Origin of the sequence: Lapidilactobacillus bayanensis, assembly GCF_003946695.1 — a bacterium.
GTDB classification, from domain to species: Bacteria; Bacillota; Bacilli; order Lactobacillales; family Lactobacillaceae; genus Lapidilactobacillus; species Lapidilactobacillus bayanensis.
On record NZ_RHOX01000016.1, the window covers coordinates 21,587 to 39,608 of the forward strand.

At 37.6% G+C, this 18,022-nt stretch carries 15 protein-coding genes and 1 pseudogene; 1 reads left to right on the plus strand and 15 read right to left on the minus strand.

All coding sequences use genetic code 11. From position 1 onward, the window contains the following. Positions 1–124 precede the first annotated feature (124 nt). Positions 125–1,147 (minus strand): IS30 family transposase, encoded by a 1,023-nt coding sequence (locus tag EKM65_RS07275; protein ID WP_125607102.1) that lies wholly within the window; start codon positions 1,145–1,147, stop codon positions 125–127. A gap of 260 nt (positions 1,148–1,407) precedes the next feature. Here EKM65_RS07275 and EKM65_RS07280 point away from each other — a divergent pair, with 260 nt between their 5' ends. Then, positions 1,408–1,875 carry a Dps family protein gene (locus EKM65_RS07280; protein WP_003587210.1) on the plus strand — a complete coding sequence of 156 codons (468 nt, stop codon included), beginning with the start codon at positions 1,408–1,410 and terminating at the stop codon, positions 1,873–1,875. A gap of 41 nt (positions 1,876–1,916) precedes the next feature. On the opposite strand, the pseudogene EKM65_RS07285 reads toward EKM65_RS07280, so the two are convergent. The 14 genes and pseudogenes from EKM65_RS07285 to EKM65_RS07355 form a co-directional block, all read right to left on the minus strand. Next, positions 1,917–2,006 (minus strand): annotated as a pseudogene (locus EKM65_RS07285) (IS30 family transposase); the annotation flags it as partial. Between the two features lie 111 nt (positions 2,007–2,117). Continuing rightward, complete coding sequence (locus tag EKM65_RS07290) at positions 2,118–2,978, minus strand: ABC transporter permease (RefSeq protein ID WP_049144758.1); 861 nt, start codon at positions 2,976–2,978, stop codon at positions 2,118–2,120. Position 2,979: 1 nt separating this feature from the next. Further along, positions 2,980–3,843 (minus strand): ABC transporter ATP-binding protein, encoded by an 864-nt coding sequence (locus tag EKM65_RS07295; protein ID WP_125607104.1) that lies wholly within the window; start codon positions 3,841–3,843, stop codon positions 2,980–2,982. 48 nt (positions 3,844–3,891) lie between these two features. Continuing rightward, on the minus strand, positions 3,892–4,476 hold the full coding sequence (locus tag EKM65_RS07300) for a recombinase family protein (RefSeq protein ID WP_125607107.1): 585 nt from the start codon (positions 4,474–4,476) through the stop codon (positions 3,892–3,894). A 161-nt stretch (positions 4,477–4,637) separates the two neighbouring features. After that, positions 4,638–5,399 carry a hypothetical protein gene (locus EKM65_RS07305; RefSeq protein ID WP_125607109.1) on the minus strand — a complete coding sequence of 254 codons (762 nt, stop codon included), beginning with the start codon at positions 5,397–5,399 and terminating at the stop codon, positions 4,638–4,640. 187 nt (positions 5,400–5,586) lie between these two features. Then, on the minus strand, positions 5,587–6,477 hold the full coding sequence (locus EKM65_RS07310; protein ID WP_318531112.1) for an IS3 family transposase: 891 nt from the start codon (positions 6,475–6,477) through the stop codon (positions 5,587–5,589). Positions 6,478–6,482: 5 nt separating this feature from the next. Beyond that, positions 6,483–6,734, minus strand: coding sequence for an IS3 family transposase (locus tag EKM65_RS11565; RefSeq protein WP_002816285.1), 252 nt, complete (start codon positions 6,732–6,734; stop codon positions 6,483–6,485). Between the two features lie 72 nt (positions 6,735–6,806). Beyond that, positions 6,807–8,564, minus strand: a complete 1,758-nt coding sequence (locus tag EKM65_RS07320; RefSeq protein WP_125607113.1) for a UvrD-helicase domain-containing protein — start codon at positions 8,562–8,564, stop codon at positions 6,807–6,809. Next, positions 8,561–10,291 (minus strand): ATP-dependent nuclease, encoded by a 1,731-nt coding sequence (locus EKM65_RS07325; protein WP_125607115.1) that lies wholly within the window; start codon positions 10,289–10,291, stop codon positions 8,561–8,563. The genes EKM65_RS07320 and EKM65_RS07325 overlap by 4 nt, the downstream gene beginning before the upstream one ends. Before the next feature lie 315 nt (positions 10,292–10,606). Beyond that, complete coding sequence (locus EKM65_RS07335; protein WP_125607117.1) at positions 10,607–11,527, minus strand: IS30 family transposase; 921 nt, start codon at positions 11,525–11,527, stop codon at positions 10,607–10,609. A 682-nt stretch (positions 11,528–12,209) separates the two neighbouring features. After that, positions 12,210–13,286: a dihydrodipicolinate reductase gene (locus EKM65_RS07340; protein WP_003568823.1), complete on the minus strand. Its 1,077-nt coding sequence runs from the start codon at positions 13,284–13,286 to the stop codon at positions 12,210–12,212. 124 nt (positions 13,287–13,410) lie between these two features. Next, entirely contained in the window at positions 13,411–13,971 is a 561-nt protein-coding gene (locus EKM65_RS07345; protein ID WP_125607119.1) for a TetR/AcrR family transcriptional regulator, read from the minus strand. 350 nt (positions 13,972–14,321) lie between these two features. After that, positions 14,322–15,395, minus strand: coding sequence for an IS30 family transposase (locus EKM65_RS07350; protein ID WP_125607121.1), 1,074 nt, complete (start codon positions 15,393–15,395; stop codon positions 14,322–14,324). Positions 15,396–15,987: 592 nt separating this feature from the next. Next, positions 15,988–17,940, minus strand: coding sequence for a Dam family site-specific DNA-(adenine-N6)-methyltransferase (locus EKM65_RS07355; protein ID WP_125607123.1), 1,953 nt, complete (start codon positions 17,938–17,940; stop codon positions 15,988–15,990). Positions 17,941–18,022 lie beyond the last annotated feature (82 nt).

Here is an 18,022-nt window from a genome sequence, read left to right on the forward strand (position 1 = left end):
AGTTGCTATTCTTTTTTAGGCCCTACTTTAATGAAATTTTTGTTTGGAGGGAACGACTTCATTCCTTTCCCGAATTGTCAAATCAAGTGCAACACTTTCGACCTATTCTTAGTTATTGGTCTAGTTAATCGAAGTCTGGCAGAACTGCCATTGCCGATTGATAGTTGAGAACCTTTCGTGGTCTTTGGTTCAGAGCGTTTTGGATTGCTTGAATCCCTGTTAAGGTCAAGGCTCTCATTGAATGTCCCTTAGGAATGAACTCGCGGATCAGTTGGTTCTGGTTCTCATTAGTACCACGTTCCCATGGTGAATATGGATGGGCAAAGTAGACTGTCGTGCCGGCTACCTTTGATAAATCCGCAAACTCTGAACCGTTGTCAAAAGTAACTGTCTTAAAGTATTCTGGACCATAGTCATCGATAACATCTTGCAGGGCTTGTCGACAAGTGTCGGCGTGATCGTCCGTAATCTTAACAATGATTTCATAACGACTAACACGTTCAGTCAAGGTCATAATAGCGGGTTCACTGGCAACTCGTTTGCCTTTAACTAGATCACCTTCCCAATGGCCGATTTCAGTTCGGTTATTGGCTCCAAATGGTCGTTCTTCAATAGACTTGCCTAAGGTACGTTTATTCATACGCTGATGAGCTTTACGAACAGATCTCACCCGTCGACGTAGCTTCATGGGTAGTTCACTATTAGTTAGTTCTAAAAGGCCATTATCAATGTATCTGTAGACAGTTGGTGTTGACGGACAAGCTAGTTCTTGATGGTTCAGTTTGAACCAATGCACAAAGCTATCAATACTGTGGACTCTAGGTTTGCGACGAAGTTCAATGACCAGTTGTTGGAAGAACACAGGTGCCTTGACCAGCCAGCTAATGGCATGAGAATTAGCTTGATGATTTGCATGAATAGTTTGAGCAGTCTCTGCAAAGTAAGCTTCAAAGGGCTTGTGATTAGGGCCAATTTGACGAATTGTACCGTGCTTTAATTCCCGACTGATGGTACTTGGACTCCGATGAAGTTCACGCGCAATCTGACGGCAAGACCAACCGTCAGATTTACGAGCCATGATCAAGCCACGTTCATAAGGTTGAAGTTGTTGGTAATGACTAATCATGGTATTCTGGTTAAGGGTCATGAAGACATCTCTTTTCTTATTTGTTGTGGTAACTATAAGAATAGGTCTTCATGGCCTTTTTGGTCTAGTCATTTAGGTGTTGCACTTCAATTTTAAATCCGGCTATATGATATTTTAGTTATATGGTAGATTGTAACGTCTCCATCTTTTCAAAACGACTTAATTCTACGGGCTATAAATAACTTAATTTGCCAGTGTATAACGTTTCAGATTAAGCTACCACTATGCTATAATAACCATATCGAAAGGAGATCAATCTAATGAAATATACGAAAACCAAAGCAGTATTAAATCAACTCGTTGCCGATTTGAGCCAGATGTCAATGATTATCCATCAGACGCATTGGTACATGCGTGGACCCAACTTTTTGAAGTTGCACCCCTTGATGGATGAGTTCATGGAAGAAATTGACAGCCAACTCGATGTCATTTCTGAACGGCTGATTGCGCTTGATGGCAGTCCTTACTCGACCTTAAAAGAAATGGCCGAAAACACTAAGATTCAAGACTGGCCTGGTGAATGGGACAAAACAACCCCAGAACGCCTCGCACACTTAGTTGATGGCTATCGTTACTTGGAAGACCTTTACCAACACGGCATTGAAGTATCCGATGTTGAAAAAGACTTCAGTACCCAAGATATTTTCATTGGTCTCAAAACCGCAATTGAGAAGAAAATCTGGATGATTCAGGCAGAGCTTGGGTCGGCGCCGGAAATTGATGAATAAAATAATATTAAAAAATCGGTAGGCTTATGGTAGATTGTAAAATTAATCCGAACGCCCATTTGGATATTGGACAGCCCTAGTTCACAAAAGGTTTCGATTTTAATTCGTTCGGAATAGGTTATACTAGACAAAAGATCAGCTCCTAAAAGATGGGTTTGTGGTAAACACCATTTTAAAGGAAGCTGATCTTTTTTGTCCGAACAGCGTTCGGATTAATTTTACAATCTACCATATTTGCTATCTCAATCAACCGTTCTCACATTTTCCTTGCTTCGAATTAAGTCAACAATTAGTAAAACTGCTATTCCTAATAAAAAAACTACGGTAAGGAGCACAGTCGTTTGCATTCCAGTTAATAAATGATGCCACTCTAACTTAATCCCCATCGTTTTTTCAAAATGGCTTTGCTGACCATGAAAAGCGGTTTTTAATTTATCTGCCATAAGTATTTGTCGATAAATGGCTGCTACATATGCACCCGGAGTTAATTTGATAAGTAACTGCGCAAAGTTAGGAAGAATACCAATTGGAATATAGGTACCCACTAAAAAGCCAGAGGCCGTGCCAACAATTGTTCCTATAGCGTTCAAGGAATCAAAGCGACTAATAAACTGGATAAACAGCATATTAATTACAACTGCTAGTAAAGAGCTAAAAAGAGCAACGCAAATTACAGCTGGTAGCGACTCCCATGGCATGGTCAAGTTATCTGTGATTGAAAAGTATCCTATCATCAGTGCGAACATAACTATTTGCATAATAAAGCCAATCAAAGCGGCACTTAACATATAGCTCATGGTGATTTCAAAATGAGAAAGGTCTGTTAAATAAAAATCTTTAATAACCTTGCGTTCTTTATCTTTTACTAATTGTCCAAGTGAGGTAAGGGTGGTTGTGATGGCAGTCACTGATAAAGTCCCTCCAATCAGCCAAAAATCAAGTAATTGGTGAGAACTAGGGACAGTTTTCCAGCTACTTATCATTGACTTTTTTAGAAAGACAATATATAAGAGAAATGAAATCATTGCTCCCAATAATGAAAAGAATACTCCGGGGCGATTGCGGAAATACAACAGTAGATTTCTCCTTGTTAAAGTAATCATATCAACGCATCTTCCTTCCGGTTAATGACAAAAAAGCATCATCCATCGTTTCCTCTTGATAAGTGAACGTTTTAATGAAAACACGAAACTTTAATAATAATGAGAGTGCTTCGTCAGAATTAGCCTTTAAACAAATGGTCTTATGATTAATCTGCGTATGAATTATTTTACTTGGTATCAATGCCATTAATTGATCAGCTTGTTCAGAAACAATCACGAGTTTACTGCTGGAGTTTTGTGTTTTAATTTCATCAGCGGATCCGCTGGCAATTATTTTGCCATGATCAATAATATAAACCTCATCTGCATTGTCTGCTTCTTCAAGATAGTGTATCGTCAAAATAATGGTTAAATTATTTTGACTTTGCAATGAATGCAACAATTTCCAAATTGCCGAGCGGGTTTGGATATCCAAACCCGTAGTTGGCTCATCCAAAAAAATAATATCAGGTTGATTAAGTAGAGCTCTTGCTATATCAACTCGTCGCCGTTGCCCACCAGAAAGTCGGCCGTATTTTTGATTAATAAATTCAGTTAACCCGATTTTCTGAATCAAAGCATCAATATGATTAGATTTGGCTTCTTTATAAAGTCTATTTCGAATACTCAAATTTTCCATAACTGTCAAATCATTATCTAAAATACTCTGTTGAAATACCATGCTAATCTTTATGTCTGGTTTCATCTTGATCATTCCACTGGTTGGATTTAAGATCTTTGTGAGCATCGATATAGTGGTTGTTTTACCAGCGCCATTGGGTCCTAGTAGAGCAGTTAAGCTTCCTTCTTTGATTGCTAAATCAATATGGTCAACCACCACTTTTGATTGATAAGTTTTAGTAAGTCCCCTTGTTTGAATGATCATTATGTCGCCCTCTCTAAACTAGTATAACGTAATTATCGCATGTAAATCTCATCTTTTTATATTGCACTTCTTGCGATATCTGATAAAAGTTGTTCGCTTAATACCGGTATTACGGGCAACGTCTACATCACTCATGCCCGTCTGATAAAGCTTAAAAGCATGTAGTAAGCGGGGATCATCTTCGGTATATTGGGGTTTGCGCCCATGATATTTCCCCTGCTGTTTGGCCAGGAAAATCCCCTGTTGTTGACGCTCAATAATCCGCTTCCGTTCACTTTCGGCCTGATACTTATACAGTTCAATGATTAAGTTAGTCATCAGTTGACGCAAGTTAGGATCCGCAATCCCCGTCATGGACGGCAAATTCAACACATCTAGGGTGGCACCTTTGTTCTGAATGGTGTTCATAATCTTAGTTAAGTCCTGGTTGTTTCGGCCCAAGCGATCTAATTCAGTGACCAGGACAATATCTCCCTCACGAATATAGGCCAGCATTTTTTGCAGTTCTGGCCGATTAGTGTTAGCTCCACTTAATTTATCCGTAAATAATTTATCAACGCCTTTTAAGGCCGCTAGCTGTCGATCTAAATTTTGCTCTTTGGAACTCACACGAGCATAACCAATTTTAGCCATTTCCAGTTCTCCTTTTGGACAGTTCTAATGAACATTTGTAATTCCTAGTATAGCACAGAATCAAAAAAGGCCAATAGGGTATACCCTAATGGCCGTTTTGAAAAATCGTTGTATTAAATCCAGAAAATTTCATTAATGAAATTTAAATATACCTCAAGAACTTATATATCTTTCAGCTGTAGGTTATTAATGTCTTGGAAGGGGTGTACTTTAACATACTTTCTTAAGTCATGGATAGGGATAAATAGTTCGTTTACATCTATGGGATCATCTAAGGTCAATCCCAGTCTATATTCGTGTTGATCCTTGAAATAAATGGGTTTAAATAGATAGAGAAATTGTAATATATTCTTTAACAGAGAATCATTTCTTGAGGAGCGACTAATCATTTTTGTGTCATTATTGATGAAAACCCCATTTATATTAGTTATATTATTTTCCTCGTAGAGCTCTTCTTTTTTATAATCATCTTCATCAAGATACCTCACGGCACGTGAAAACAATCCAGACCCCTTCAGATTATTGTCTTTCAAATAATCATGAACTTGATTACTTAAATCAATCAGTAACTTTTGGGTGTTTTCTGAGCTAATGGTTATAAACGGTCTTTCAACCCTATTACCAGCATTATCGACATTTCCTTTTTTTAATTTTTCTGCGAAGCCAAGATCCAAAATACCATCTTTAAAATCATTAGTACTTAGCATTGTAAAACAGAAAATAAAACAGCAATGCCCTAGCAAACTCCAATTTTTAGCTTTTCCCTCTGAATCGTCAAATTTTAGGTTGGAGGGCATAGTGCCAGTAATCTTTTCTTCAACTTTTCTATAGCATAGAACATCTTTTAAATAAAAATTAGTTTTTAAATAATTATTTGCAATATAATCATTAGGTACAAACTGCAATAAATTAGGTGCACACATTGGTAGCCTCTCCTTTGTTTTGTTACTACGTTAAACAAAATCTAGTACTTCGATCTGCTTGATGTTGGATTGAAGTCAATATTTGAGACAGATTTTAAGAGACATTCAGAACCGCGTTTACCTTCCACAGCTCAAATAAATCATTAATCGCGATTAATAACTTATTTGAACCCTGGAAAGCATTAAATCAGGCGGCCATTTGGCTCGTAAGTGTTGCAATTTCAACTTGTAAGGGGGTCTGGTAGCCCAGTGAACTATGAATTCTCTTCCTATTGTAGAAAGCATGCACATATTCAAAAAGGACGGCAGCGGCAGTTTCATAATCTTCAAAGACCGGCACTGGATAAACACATTCCTTTTTGAGGGAAGCGTGAAAGGATTCCATTGGCGCATTATCATACGGACAACCCTTACAGCTGTATGAGTGGCGGATATGTAGTTCAGTTAAACGTTGATTGTAATCATCGCTGGTATACTGTGATCCTAAATCCGTATGGATAATCAGGTCCCCAGTAATGGTTCGATTTTTAACCGCGCTTTCAAGGGCCTTTAAGACTAAATCAGTATCCATCTTTTTTGAGAACGAATAGCCGATAATCCGTCGTGAGTGCAGGTCCATGATGGTTGATAAGTAACACCAGCCATTACGCTTCGTTTGAATATAGGTCATATCAGCGGTCCATTTTTGATTTAAACCAGTGGTCGAGAAATCCTGCTTAAGCAAGTTGGGACGCTGTTCAACCTTGGTTTTGGAAGCCGAAGCCGCTTTCCACTTATTGACGGTAACGGAGTGGATATCCAGTTCCTTCATGAGCCGGGAGATCCGTCGTGGACTGCACCGAAGCTGCAGTGGTTGAAGTTCCAGATTCAATTCATGGTGGATCTTCATAACACCGTATCGCTGCTTAAATTCCGCAAAGATCCGCAGAATCCGTTGTTTCAAGCCCGCATCTTCGGCCCGGCGTTTTGAAGGTTTGGGGGATCGATAACGATAATACTGAGCTCTGGAAACACCGAGGATTCGGCACATCTTGGTTACCTGGTGGTGATGGCTTTCTTGGTGAATGTAATCAAAGATATTGGTTACTTCTGCGCAAGGAAGCCCAGGGCTTTTTTTAGGATTTCGTTCTCCTCAGACAGCGAAGCCAGTCGCTTTTCCATCGCTTTGATTTCGTCTGGCGATTTACCGGATTGAGTTTTGGCCTGGCCCTGGATCCACTTATGAACTGTTGAATAGCCAATGCCATATTCTCTGGCCAGTTGGGCAGCTGATTCGCCTTGCTTATATAGGTTGATAATGTTTTGTTTGAATTCTTTGTCGTAACGAGTTGGCATGTAAAAATTCCTTCCTTTTGAGAGATGATTTATTCATTATACCCTCTCTTAAAAGTTGTCTCAGGAATCAGCTTACATCCATTTATATACTTTGTTAGCCGACAATATCTTGAATATCGGCAAGCTGGCTAAAGAACTTAGGGAAGTATTATATTTTTCCCCCCATGGTGTACGTCCCTCATTTGAGTAAGAAAAAAAGACCTCTTTCTTAGCTCTTGAAAATGCAACATAAAGTTTGTTGGTTATATCATTCAAAGCACCTCTATCTACTTCATCAATATTAATGGTCGTCTGACTAACTGGAATTCCTAGATCTCTTAAATCATTATGGTTTGGAAAATCGTCTTGTTGGAAATTTGCAATTATTACGTAGTCCCACTCAAGTCCCTTTGCTCCATGAATTGTTGATATAGTAACCTTAGTTGTGACATCTGGTAAACTTTGGCGAAGTGATTGGCTACTTAAAGTAGAAATAATATGATTATTGCGAAAAGCAGACGGAAATTTTTTGACCGAACTATAAAGAAACACACGTAGTAACTCCTCAAAGGACGTTGTATAGTCTGAGAGGGGTGAATTACTTTTAACATTATGACAAAAGTGTTCAATCTCATGTTTTGTAATAGGATGATTTAAAAAATTTGACTGATATAATTCTAATGCTTGATATTCAAAATCTATGAAATTTGGATCCTCGGCTTTGAAAGTAGCATCCATTAACGGCAGGACTTGTCTTATGTTTGTCACTAATTCTTCGGTAGTACCCACTCCTTGATTAACTAATATTGCAACTGTTGCATCGGGATCAGTAGACTGAATATGTTGGATGAGTTCTATAATTCGTGATGCTTGGTCATAAATCGTAATACCGTGTAACGGTTTAATACCTACTGGCTTAATTGAGGTATCATAAGGATTATCTCTGAATTTATGAAGTGCAGTGTCAAGAGCCAACATATTAGGTCGTTTTGTGAAGCGATAGTTCTTTAACAAACGTATATAAGTAATCCTATGGTTTACATCATCACTGACTATACGATCAATTAGGTTTGGGATAGCTCCTAAGAAACCATATATTTGTTGCATTTGGTCTCCGAAGACCACACATTTTGTGTCAGGAAGTATTAATGTGCGAATAAGCGCCAATCCAAGAACGTTAGTGTCTTGAAATTCATCAATACATACAGCCTTGAAAATTTTTTGATACCCATGTTGAATTGAGGGGTACTCTTTAAAAAGATTAAGTACAAATAATATAATTGCATCGTAGGTTATTTCCCCCTTCTTGATAAATAATGACTTCTGAGCTTCAATGTAAGGTGGGGTACGTGTAAAAAGCTGATCTATTGATATTGATGCTGAAGATATATCTTGTTCCAAGTGCTGTATTAAAGTAAGATTTTCTTTATCACTAGATGAAATTGAATGAACGTGCCAAGTATCAATGGATTTCAATGCATTAATGTCTTTTACACCAACAAGGTATCCATACTTTTTAAGCACCATTCGACAAAACCCATGAAAGTTAGTAGTCCATATTTGACCAGTCGTTTTATTAAATTGAGAGGTGTTGAAGAACACTTCTGATATGCTTTCCTTCATTCGGTTAGCTGCACTAACACTGAACGAAAGACAAAGAATGAATTTGTTTTCCGGAATTTTATTAATTGCAAACCAGTAGCTAATCATCGATACCATAGTAAATGTTTTTCCATAGCCTGCAGATGCCTCAACTATTAGCCTGTTATTGTTATTAGTAATAACCGCAAGCTGTTCTGGGTCTTGAGAAAATCGACTAACAATTTCGCTTGATGTAATCTTATCTTTCATTTTATGGCCTCCAGAAGTGTTTTCTTGTACACATCAGGGACAACTGATACATATCGTGCAATAACAGAGCCATTCAAAATAGACTTATTTTTAAAATATTGTTTCCCAATCAATTTTTCCAGAACATTATTTTTAATTTTTTTGATTTCATCATCGTCAAGCTTTTCAACATATTCTTTAATAAATTCACAAACATTTTCGTGCTTGCACACTTTCCTTATTCTATCTTTTTTAAAGTTTTGATCAAAAAAGGGGTCCCAAAAGCTGCCATCATATTCGTTTTCGTTAATATACTCTTCAAAGTCGGACAAATAACAATTTATGCCGTTTATGTCCATCAATTTTAGGCATTCATATTCGAAATCCTTTTCTTTTGTAACATTTGTACGCAGATATCCCCTGTCTTGTCCGTCATTGTCAATAACAGCATGATTGTTTATACCCAGTGTCTCAAAAAGTTCTTGAAGAGAAGGTATATTCTTAACACCGCCAGATTTAACTATATCAACATTATGATTAACAAGAGAAATTTTCAAACGTTTTGCGAAAACGGGTATCGCACTTTCTTCGGTGTCGCCCTCAACTAAAATAACCCCATCCGAAAATAGCGAATTCTTTATATATGGAAGCTGCATTTCAAGCTGTTTTTTTTGTCTCATTTTTAATTGAACATCACTACCTGAGGTGATTTTCAATTGATTATTAAAGATTCCATAGCGAATATATTTATGATAATCGTCAGATAAGATATACGGAGAATGTGTCACAACAATTAATTGACCTTTAATTTTGCTGATATTAAACATTTCTTTTAAGAGAGTATTAAAGTTTTCATCATTCCCTGCTAAAAGATTTTCTATATCTTTTATGACAGACCGCTGTAAGTTAGGATGTAAGTGTACTTCTGGCTCGTCTAATCCAAGAATTATATTTAACTCATAAGTATCTTCATTTACCATGGAAAGATGTTCATCTAAATGACCATAACGTGACCAATATATAATTTGGTCCAAAATCGCTAATGGAATTAGACTCGAAAACTGAATACCAAACCCCATTTTGGAGAAGTCAATGCCCCAAGGCCCTTGAACCTTCAGTGTACGAGTGATGTAATCTAAATAGTTTGCTTCCAGCCCCACTGTAACATTGTTACTTTTAAAAGGTTTAATTTTCATAAGCCATTTATTAATATATTCGATAACTTCTTTATCTGTTTTGGTTGGGGATATATTGTCTATGTTTCTATTCAATAAAAATCTTTTCGTTAAATATGGTATCAATTTGTAATTACCTGCTTGTTGAGTTAGATCGTTTTCTTTAATTGGTTTCTGACTTGACGAAAACCCAATGTAATTAGTAAATTGAATTTGTTTTTTTGAAATCTGGTCCCCAGTTGTTTTTGATGTGATTATTATTTGCGAATCTGGATCTTCCTGTTTAAAAACAATCGTGATTTGGTTATCTTCACTTTCAGAAAAATCATCTCTAAAAAAGCCAACCTCACTGTTCTTCAAGTAAATGGTAGCTCTAACTAGTATTGGCTTTTGATCGTTTAGAAAATCTGATTCGTAAAAGTTTTTCCCTGACAATATTGTATTAATTAGGTCAAGAGTACTTGTTTTCCCAATGTTATTCTTACCAACAATATAATTACCATTACTATTAAAGCTTAACTCCATGCCATCTAACATTCTAAAGTTTGAAATACACAATTTCAGTAATTTCATTGTTGTATTGCTCCTCTAATTTCCCTAATTATCGATTTGGGCTTCCACTTGAACAATTCTAATGACATCTAGAATTCTATTATATCACGAAGTAAAAAATGACCATTAGGTGTACCCTAGTGGTCGTATAATTTAAACTTAATTAGTTTTAAATTTTCCTCGAACAGCTTTATACAAGCTCCATTCTTGCTTTCGTTTATCAGTAGCACTAACTTCGATGGAATTTGTTTCATCTGCATTCCTATAATACGTATTCTGGTTGGGATACCCTAGAATCGCTTAGTAGTCATCTTGCCCTAGATTGCAATAATAAAGTTACCACCTAGAAAGAGGCTTGCTCACTGCTTGAACTGGGGTTTGCCAACGGAGACATTTTCTAGGTTTGTTATTGATAAGCGCTGTGGCTTGTTGAATATCGGTCTCTGAAACCTGATCAAACTGTGTTCCCTTCGGGAAATAGTAGCGAAGTTCTCGATTGAACCGTTCATTTGTGCCCCGTTCATTCGGGTGATAGGCGTGGCAAAAGTAAACCGGTATCCGATAGCGCTTTGTAAGCGCCTGATCGCAGGAAAACTCTTTACCGTGATCAACCGTCACTGATCGAATCGGACCCGGAAAGTCCACCATCAGTCTTGCAAATCCCTTGAGAACAGCATTTTGTGATAAGTTTTCAAGCTTAGTTGTCGCCATTAAACGTGTGACCCGATCGACAATGGTCAAAACAGCAGCCTTTGACCCGCGACCACCGCGAACTGTATCCATCTCTAAATGTCCTTTTTCGGTTCGCCGATTAGCTGACTCACTGCGAATCTCAATTGAGGTGCCTACTGCTTGGTTATAGCGCGACCGAAGGTCTTGTCTTCTTTTATGACGTTTACCGTGATCAAAGAGTTGACTTGGCTGAAAATCGACTTGTCTTTGATAAATCCAGTGGTAAATCGTGTGTGGCGCACAGTGAACGGCATAACCGACCATTTCAGGGGACCAACCTAGGGTTAGCCTCTCAGTTACCATCCGCTTCAACTTAGGCGTTAAAATCGAGTGCCGACCACAACGATGCCGACAAGTATCGGCATGATCCTGAGCTATAATGGCGGAGTAATCACCTTCAGGGCAACGGTGAAGCTCATGCCTAATAGAAATACGAGAGCGGCCTAAGGTCGCAGCGATGTATTGAATCGTGTGGTGTTGCATCAGTTCTATCTGAGATCGTTCAATTAAGGTTATAATGGCCATGGGACCTGTCCTTCTCTCTAGATGGTATGTTATGCAAACACCATTTTAGCAAGAAAGGACAGGTCTTTTTTCACATTTTCTGGGTGGTAACTTTAATTATGCAATCTAGGTTTTTCAATGTTATTTCACAATCAATTTTTTAGTGATTAAAATCATTTTTATATTGTTTCCGTCAATTTATCAATCGATAAAATACCATTAAATCAAGACTTAGCTTCATAACAAATATTGTTAGCGATTTTATTTGAAAGGCTCAATTCATATATGAAACCACATTGTGAAATTCATTAAAATAAAATTCTGCAGTTGATGTTACTGGCAGTATGAACATCATGGCATTTAATTAGCAAATAGAATCATCCAATAAGTAATTCCGTTTATTCTCAAAGTAAATTTCTCTGCATACAAGAAATCTGTTTTAAATAATGTACCCACGGTTTTTATTTTTCTTGAATATTATTAATAAATTTCCCGATTATAATTAATATGATTTTTAGCGTGGCCTTTTTGTTGTTATTTCTATAATCAGATCAGCATTTATCCGGCCGTTAAGTCTCAATGATTTATAAACTAGTCAGCGTTTTCTCCATTTTGTATACCGTATACACAAGCCGTAATGATTTACTTGCAAATGAAAAAGCTACTCCAACCTTAATGGTCAAAGCAGCTTCGAAAGCCTAGTCTAGACTAATTTTTTTGCGCCAATATCCAATGGTCTGGCAATCACTACTGGAAGGTCGCAGACTTCAACATAACCTGTCTTGTCGGTCTCGAGAATGCTAGGGATCAAGTTGACTGCTGGAGCGGCTGATGAAACGTAGCCTTCTCTTTCTGGGATCAATCCATCGATCTGCGCATCGACTGACGGCAAGCCTTCAATATGAATCGTATTATTGATCGGTAATTCTGGTGTCTCTTTATTATCAACTTTATGAACATATCTTAAGGCGGCTACTTGTTCGTTGCCGTTGTAAAGTGCCATGGTAAATCTGTGGGCATAAATGCTGCCCTTTTTGACTGTACCCTTGATCGTTTCCAAATCTTTGGGTGCAGTGAAGACTTCATGCTCTGGTTTGAAGGTATCATATTTCAGACCGATTCTATCGGCCATCTCGTATACGCCGGATGAATAATAAGCATAAATGAACTTAGCCAAGAGATCTTCGTCTGAGTCTGGTTTTGGATATTTATTGATATCGCCGCCATATGAGAAGACATCGACCCAGCCTGATGTGTTGTGCCAGTCATCTTCACCGGATTGAACAACAATTTTATCCACGTGGCCCATGGCCCCGGCCAAAACTAGTGGGATATATGAGGCATAATCGCCTGGCAAAAGTCCAAATGGTACAAAAGCAACATTATGTGCTTTAGCATGTTCATTTAGATATTCATATACTTCTGGCTGACTGTCTTGAACATGATATACCGGAATCGTGGTAATAACGTTTTTACCGGCATCGAGCGATTTGGCGAGTCGAATAGCAGAAGGCATGAATGTTCCTTGTTTGTCCATTTCCGTTGGGCAAAAGTCGAGCACAATGTCAGCTGGAAGTTTCAAGGCTGCATCAATATCATCTGAAACTTTGACGCCGACTTTGTCAAAATCAAAGACTTCTCCGGCATCCTTACCTAACTTCTTTGGATCAACGTCAACGGCTGCAACCAATTCAAAAATATTTTGTCTTTCCGCGATCATTCTCACTGCGGAACGACCAACGTTTCCTAATCCCCAAATAATAACTTTATATTTACTCATCAGAACTAACTCCTTTCAAGTCAACTTTCGTTTACAGGGAAAGAATAGTTCCTTGTGAAATATTTGTCAATTCACATATTGGCACAAATGTAACATCTTTCTCATTTAATCCAATCTGTGTAATTCATCGAGCGTAGTTGTCCAGATAATTATGCATTGAATTATTGAGTAAGGCTTTCCACCGTTTAACGAACTCCTGAGTTGAAAAACCATATTTACCTTTGACCCATTCGGTAGTCAGTCCCATATAAGCGTGAAAATAATAATCGCTTAAAAATGCCTGATCTTCGTCAGAAATTTTCCTACCGACCAATATTTCTGGGATCAAGATCCCAATCTGCATCTCAGTCAATTTATAAAATTCTGTCTGTAAACAGTTTTGTCCTTCAAGCGACAACAATTTTTTATAGTAGTCGCGATTGTCTTGGAGATAATTCACGATAAACAGCGCCCCTTGATCCCAGTCATTGATATTCGTCAAACTGATGACTGTTGGAAAAAGATCATGCTCAAAGATGGTACTGACAAGATCATATTTATCTAAGAAGTGATTGTAAAAGCCGCGTCGAGTGATATTGGCTTTTTCAGCGATCATTTTAATTGAGATCTCAGTGAATTCATGGTCTTTCATCAGCCCTTTAAATGATTTGATTATGTCTAGTTCTATCTGCGAATAGGTTGCCATCTTTTCACCCCAATTATCTAAACTGTTTTCTTCATATTAGAACTGTCCCACAATTAAGTCATCATATCTGACGGATTACTTGATGTTTTTTTTGCGTGGGGTTGGGATAAAGGTATGGTTCCGCTGAGTGGCTTCCACAGATTTCCAATACCATTCTCGCTTAATAAGTATCCTATTCAAATACCCGTCGTATTTTTGGATACTCATACTATTTTTGTGGAGAATGAAATTGCCGAATCAAGATGTCTTTAACTATCAAAAAAATAAGGTCGCAAATTGCAATAGTAAATTAGCCAGTACCGATAAAGCACACAGACGAAGGGCTCATGGGAGTTCCAGGTGGATCAGGATTAGGCGGCGCGGCCTTTGCGCGCACGTGCTAATTCCTTTCGAAATACTTCAGCTGGTGTACAGAACTTAAGTAAGCGGCGCGGGAGATGGTTGAGCCGAGATTCAGCTTGACGGACCAGACTGGGTGTAGCTAGATCGAGTGATTGCCCCTTAGGAAAGTAACGTCTGAGTATACGATTGTGGACCTCATTAGTGGCGCGTTCGGCCGAGCTATAAGGGTGGACATAATAAGTCTCGGCAACATCCTCAAGCGCAGCCGTTAGCGTGGTGAACTCTGTTCCGTTATCCGCCGTAACTGTCCGCATAACGTCACCGAATTCAGCCGTAATATTTTGCATGGCATAAGCCACAGATTCAGCGTCTTTACCCTCGATCAAGCGGACAATCTCATAGCGCGTTTTACGTTCGGTAAACGTTAATAGGACACTCTCGCTACCAGCACGTTTGCCAATGACAGTATCGATCTCAAAATGACCAAACTCGTGGCGCGTTTCTACTCGCTTTGGCCGTTCTTCAATACTACGACCGAGTAGGCGCTGATGTTGGTGCGAGTGGTGCTGGGTCGTCCGGCGTTTTGTTTTTTCCAGCAGATCAAGGTTACGGATCTCCAATAGTTGCGCATCGATATAGTTGTACAAAGTCTTCGTACAGACCATTTTGGCCGGCTTAAATAACCGGTGCTTACGGGCATAACCAACAGCAGCGTCCGGCGACCAGCCCTCATGGCAGAACTTATCATCAAAGTAGGCTAAGAAGGCCGTCACTTGGCTAAATTTTAATGGACGTCCACAGTTTTGCCGCTTTATTTCATAGCGATTCTGAGCGGCTTCAGGGCTGTAAGTTTCAAAGTAGTGTTTCTGATTATTAACGCGTTTAACTTGCGTGACTCGACCACGCTTGAGCTCATTATTGACGGTCTGGTGGCAGACGCCTAATCGAATCGCTATTTGCCGTGCTGAGCATCCTTCAATGTGCCAAGCGGCGATTTGACCGCGTTCGATTTCCGATAAATGGTGACCTTTTGGGCGTGGTGTGATAGACTGTTCTTGCATCAAGACGAAAACTTCTTTCATTGTTTGTTGTAGGAACTTCAATGATACCTGAATTTTTCGTCTTGGTGTCTTTTTTTTACCATTTTGGCTGGGTGGCTAACTTAATTATAAAACGCGCGATCCATTTTGGGAGAAAATTTTTCCATTTTTAATCGGGAAACGAATAGATTATTCTCATGATAATGATGCAAAATTCACAAGGGATTGTTTGAAATATGCGTATGTTGCATTAAGCCGTCCTATTTTTTTGGCTGGAGTTGCTGTCCCAATCGCTAACTTAACATCGAATCAAAAAGATAAAATGCTTTCCTATGGGTGGAAAGAAGCAAAATAATAACTGAAAAAACCAATAACGTTCATGCATAATACTACAGAGGTAATGGGATAATAAAGACAGAATACAAGAATGAAGAAAATGGCATTGGGGCTCTGAGAATGTTGTCAAAAATTAACAGTTGGTTCGATGGCCGTTTTTCGTATCATTTCTTAGTGGAAAGTGTACTTTTTAGATTTTGGAATATAAAAATCGAAGATGCAAGTTGAGGCTGGGTAAAAGATCATTAATTTTTACCCAGCCTCAACTTGCATCGATATTCTAATTTTCAGTTTGAAATCAATAATTAGTAATTAGTACTTCCAGACTACCTGAATGTTTAGTATTATGGGAAGCGTTTTTATAGCTATAATTCAAGTAATGGATATTATAGTTCTGCGACCATTCGCATAACATAGCATTTCTTTTTCCCTTGTGTAACATCACGTTGGATAATGCAAATGATATACCACGCAAATTCAAATTATCTAGAAATTTATATAGTTCATTTTCTTGCTTTTCTGTCCAATTCACAAACCCTCTATTGCCATCGTTGTATGACCCAGTGGTTATTAAGTAAGGGGGATCAGCATAAACAAAAGATTTTTGGGTCAACTGACTAGTATCTACTTCTGTAAAATAATTATCAGTAAACACGGCATCAATCTCATTCAGATGAATTACAAATCTCCTTAGGTTATCGGCCATTCGCTCAGAAAAATGACTTCTGTTTTTCCCAAATGGATTATTATATTCCATATTGTTATTAAATCTAAATTGATAGTTAAAGCTATATGCAACCAGAACGTACAGATCTAATGGATTCGGATTATTATTATAGTCCCTTCTAAATTTTAGAAATCCCGCTTGATTTGTTTTACTGAGTCCATATTCGGTGATGCGTCTGTTAATCTTAGTTATCAACTCCTCCGGGTTTTTCCCTTGAAAATAGCGGAATAATGAATTTATTTTTGTGTTTATATCATTAAATTGAATATGGTTAGCATTAATATTTATCCCAACATTTCCACCACCACTAAATAAGTCTAAAAATGTATCAATATTTTGGGGCAATAATGGAAAAATTTGAGGAAGTAGTTTATATTTACCACCGATGTAATTCAATGGACTCTTAATAAATCCCGCTGCCCCACGTTTTCTAATTTTACTGATACTAGAGTGGTTGTAAATAGTAGGGTTATGTTTGGCTTCGACATATTTAATAGAATCTTTGGACTTAAAATAAAATAATAATTCCTCGACAGATGTATCAGGATTTACTTTTTTTGATTTATATTTTCTGTAGGGGATTCGTTTCACCTCAACCTCCTTATCTATAGAGTTTTCTCTTAATATATCAATTAATTCGTTTTCTGGAACAATACCATCAGTTGAATAACTAACAACGACATGTTTGAATTTAAGAGAACTAAACAATTCTTTCATAGCCTCTTTTGCTTTTGATTTCATTGCAAAGCTGGACTTTTCTCGACTCGTATCCCGTTGACCAGTTACTCCATGCAACTTAGGATAATCCCACCTAGCAATTGTTTCTAATACATGATAATTTGGAATATACTGTCTTGAATTATATGGCGTATCAATGTATACAATATCACCGGATAACGATTCTTTTAATTTTAGTGCATCTTCCCTATATGCTTTGTTATTTTGACCATTATCTATAATTTCGCTAGGTATCAATTCTAATGGTTTATATGCTCGTTTGTCCCAGTGCTTTAAGTATGCTCCATAAGTTCCAGTTGTATTAGATACAAAAGGTATCCCCTGAATAAGAGCATCTAACAAATAATAATATTCACCACAATTAATTAATTTTTTGCATTTCCACATTTCAATGGTAGTTCTGGCAAAATCAATTCTTTTAGCATTATCAATAGTAAAGTACATTCTCTTGGCAGTTCCTGCAGGAGAATAGTTTTCTGTTACAAAATCCCCTGAGTATTTATTAACATCTACAGATTGAAAGTATTGAAATGGATTATTTATTCCTGCGGATCTAAGCTTATTAAATGTCGGTGGTGTATTTAATTCAATAGTAGCTTTCGCAATAACATTTGAAAAACTCATGGTGTCATTACTAATAATGGAGAATTTAGGCTTAAAGAACTGACCAACAACATTTGAGCCAGCAAACAAATCCACAAATGTATGTTCAGTGCCATCCAAATGTGGTTCCAAGATTTCATTAATATCATTTAAAATATGAGCCTTGCTTCCGATAAATCTCAAATAATCACATCCTATTACATCCTTGTTGATTAACATTCTAGCACAAACAATTATTATTATCTATGCCTTCTAAAAATAAAGG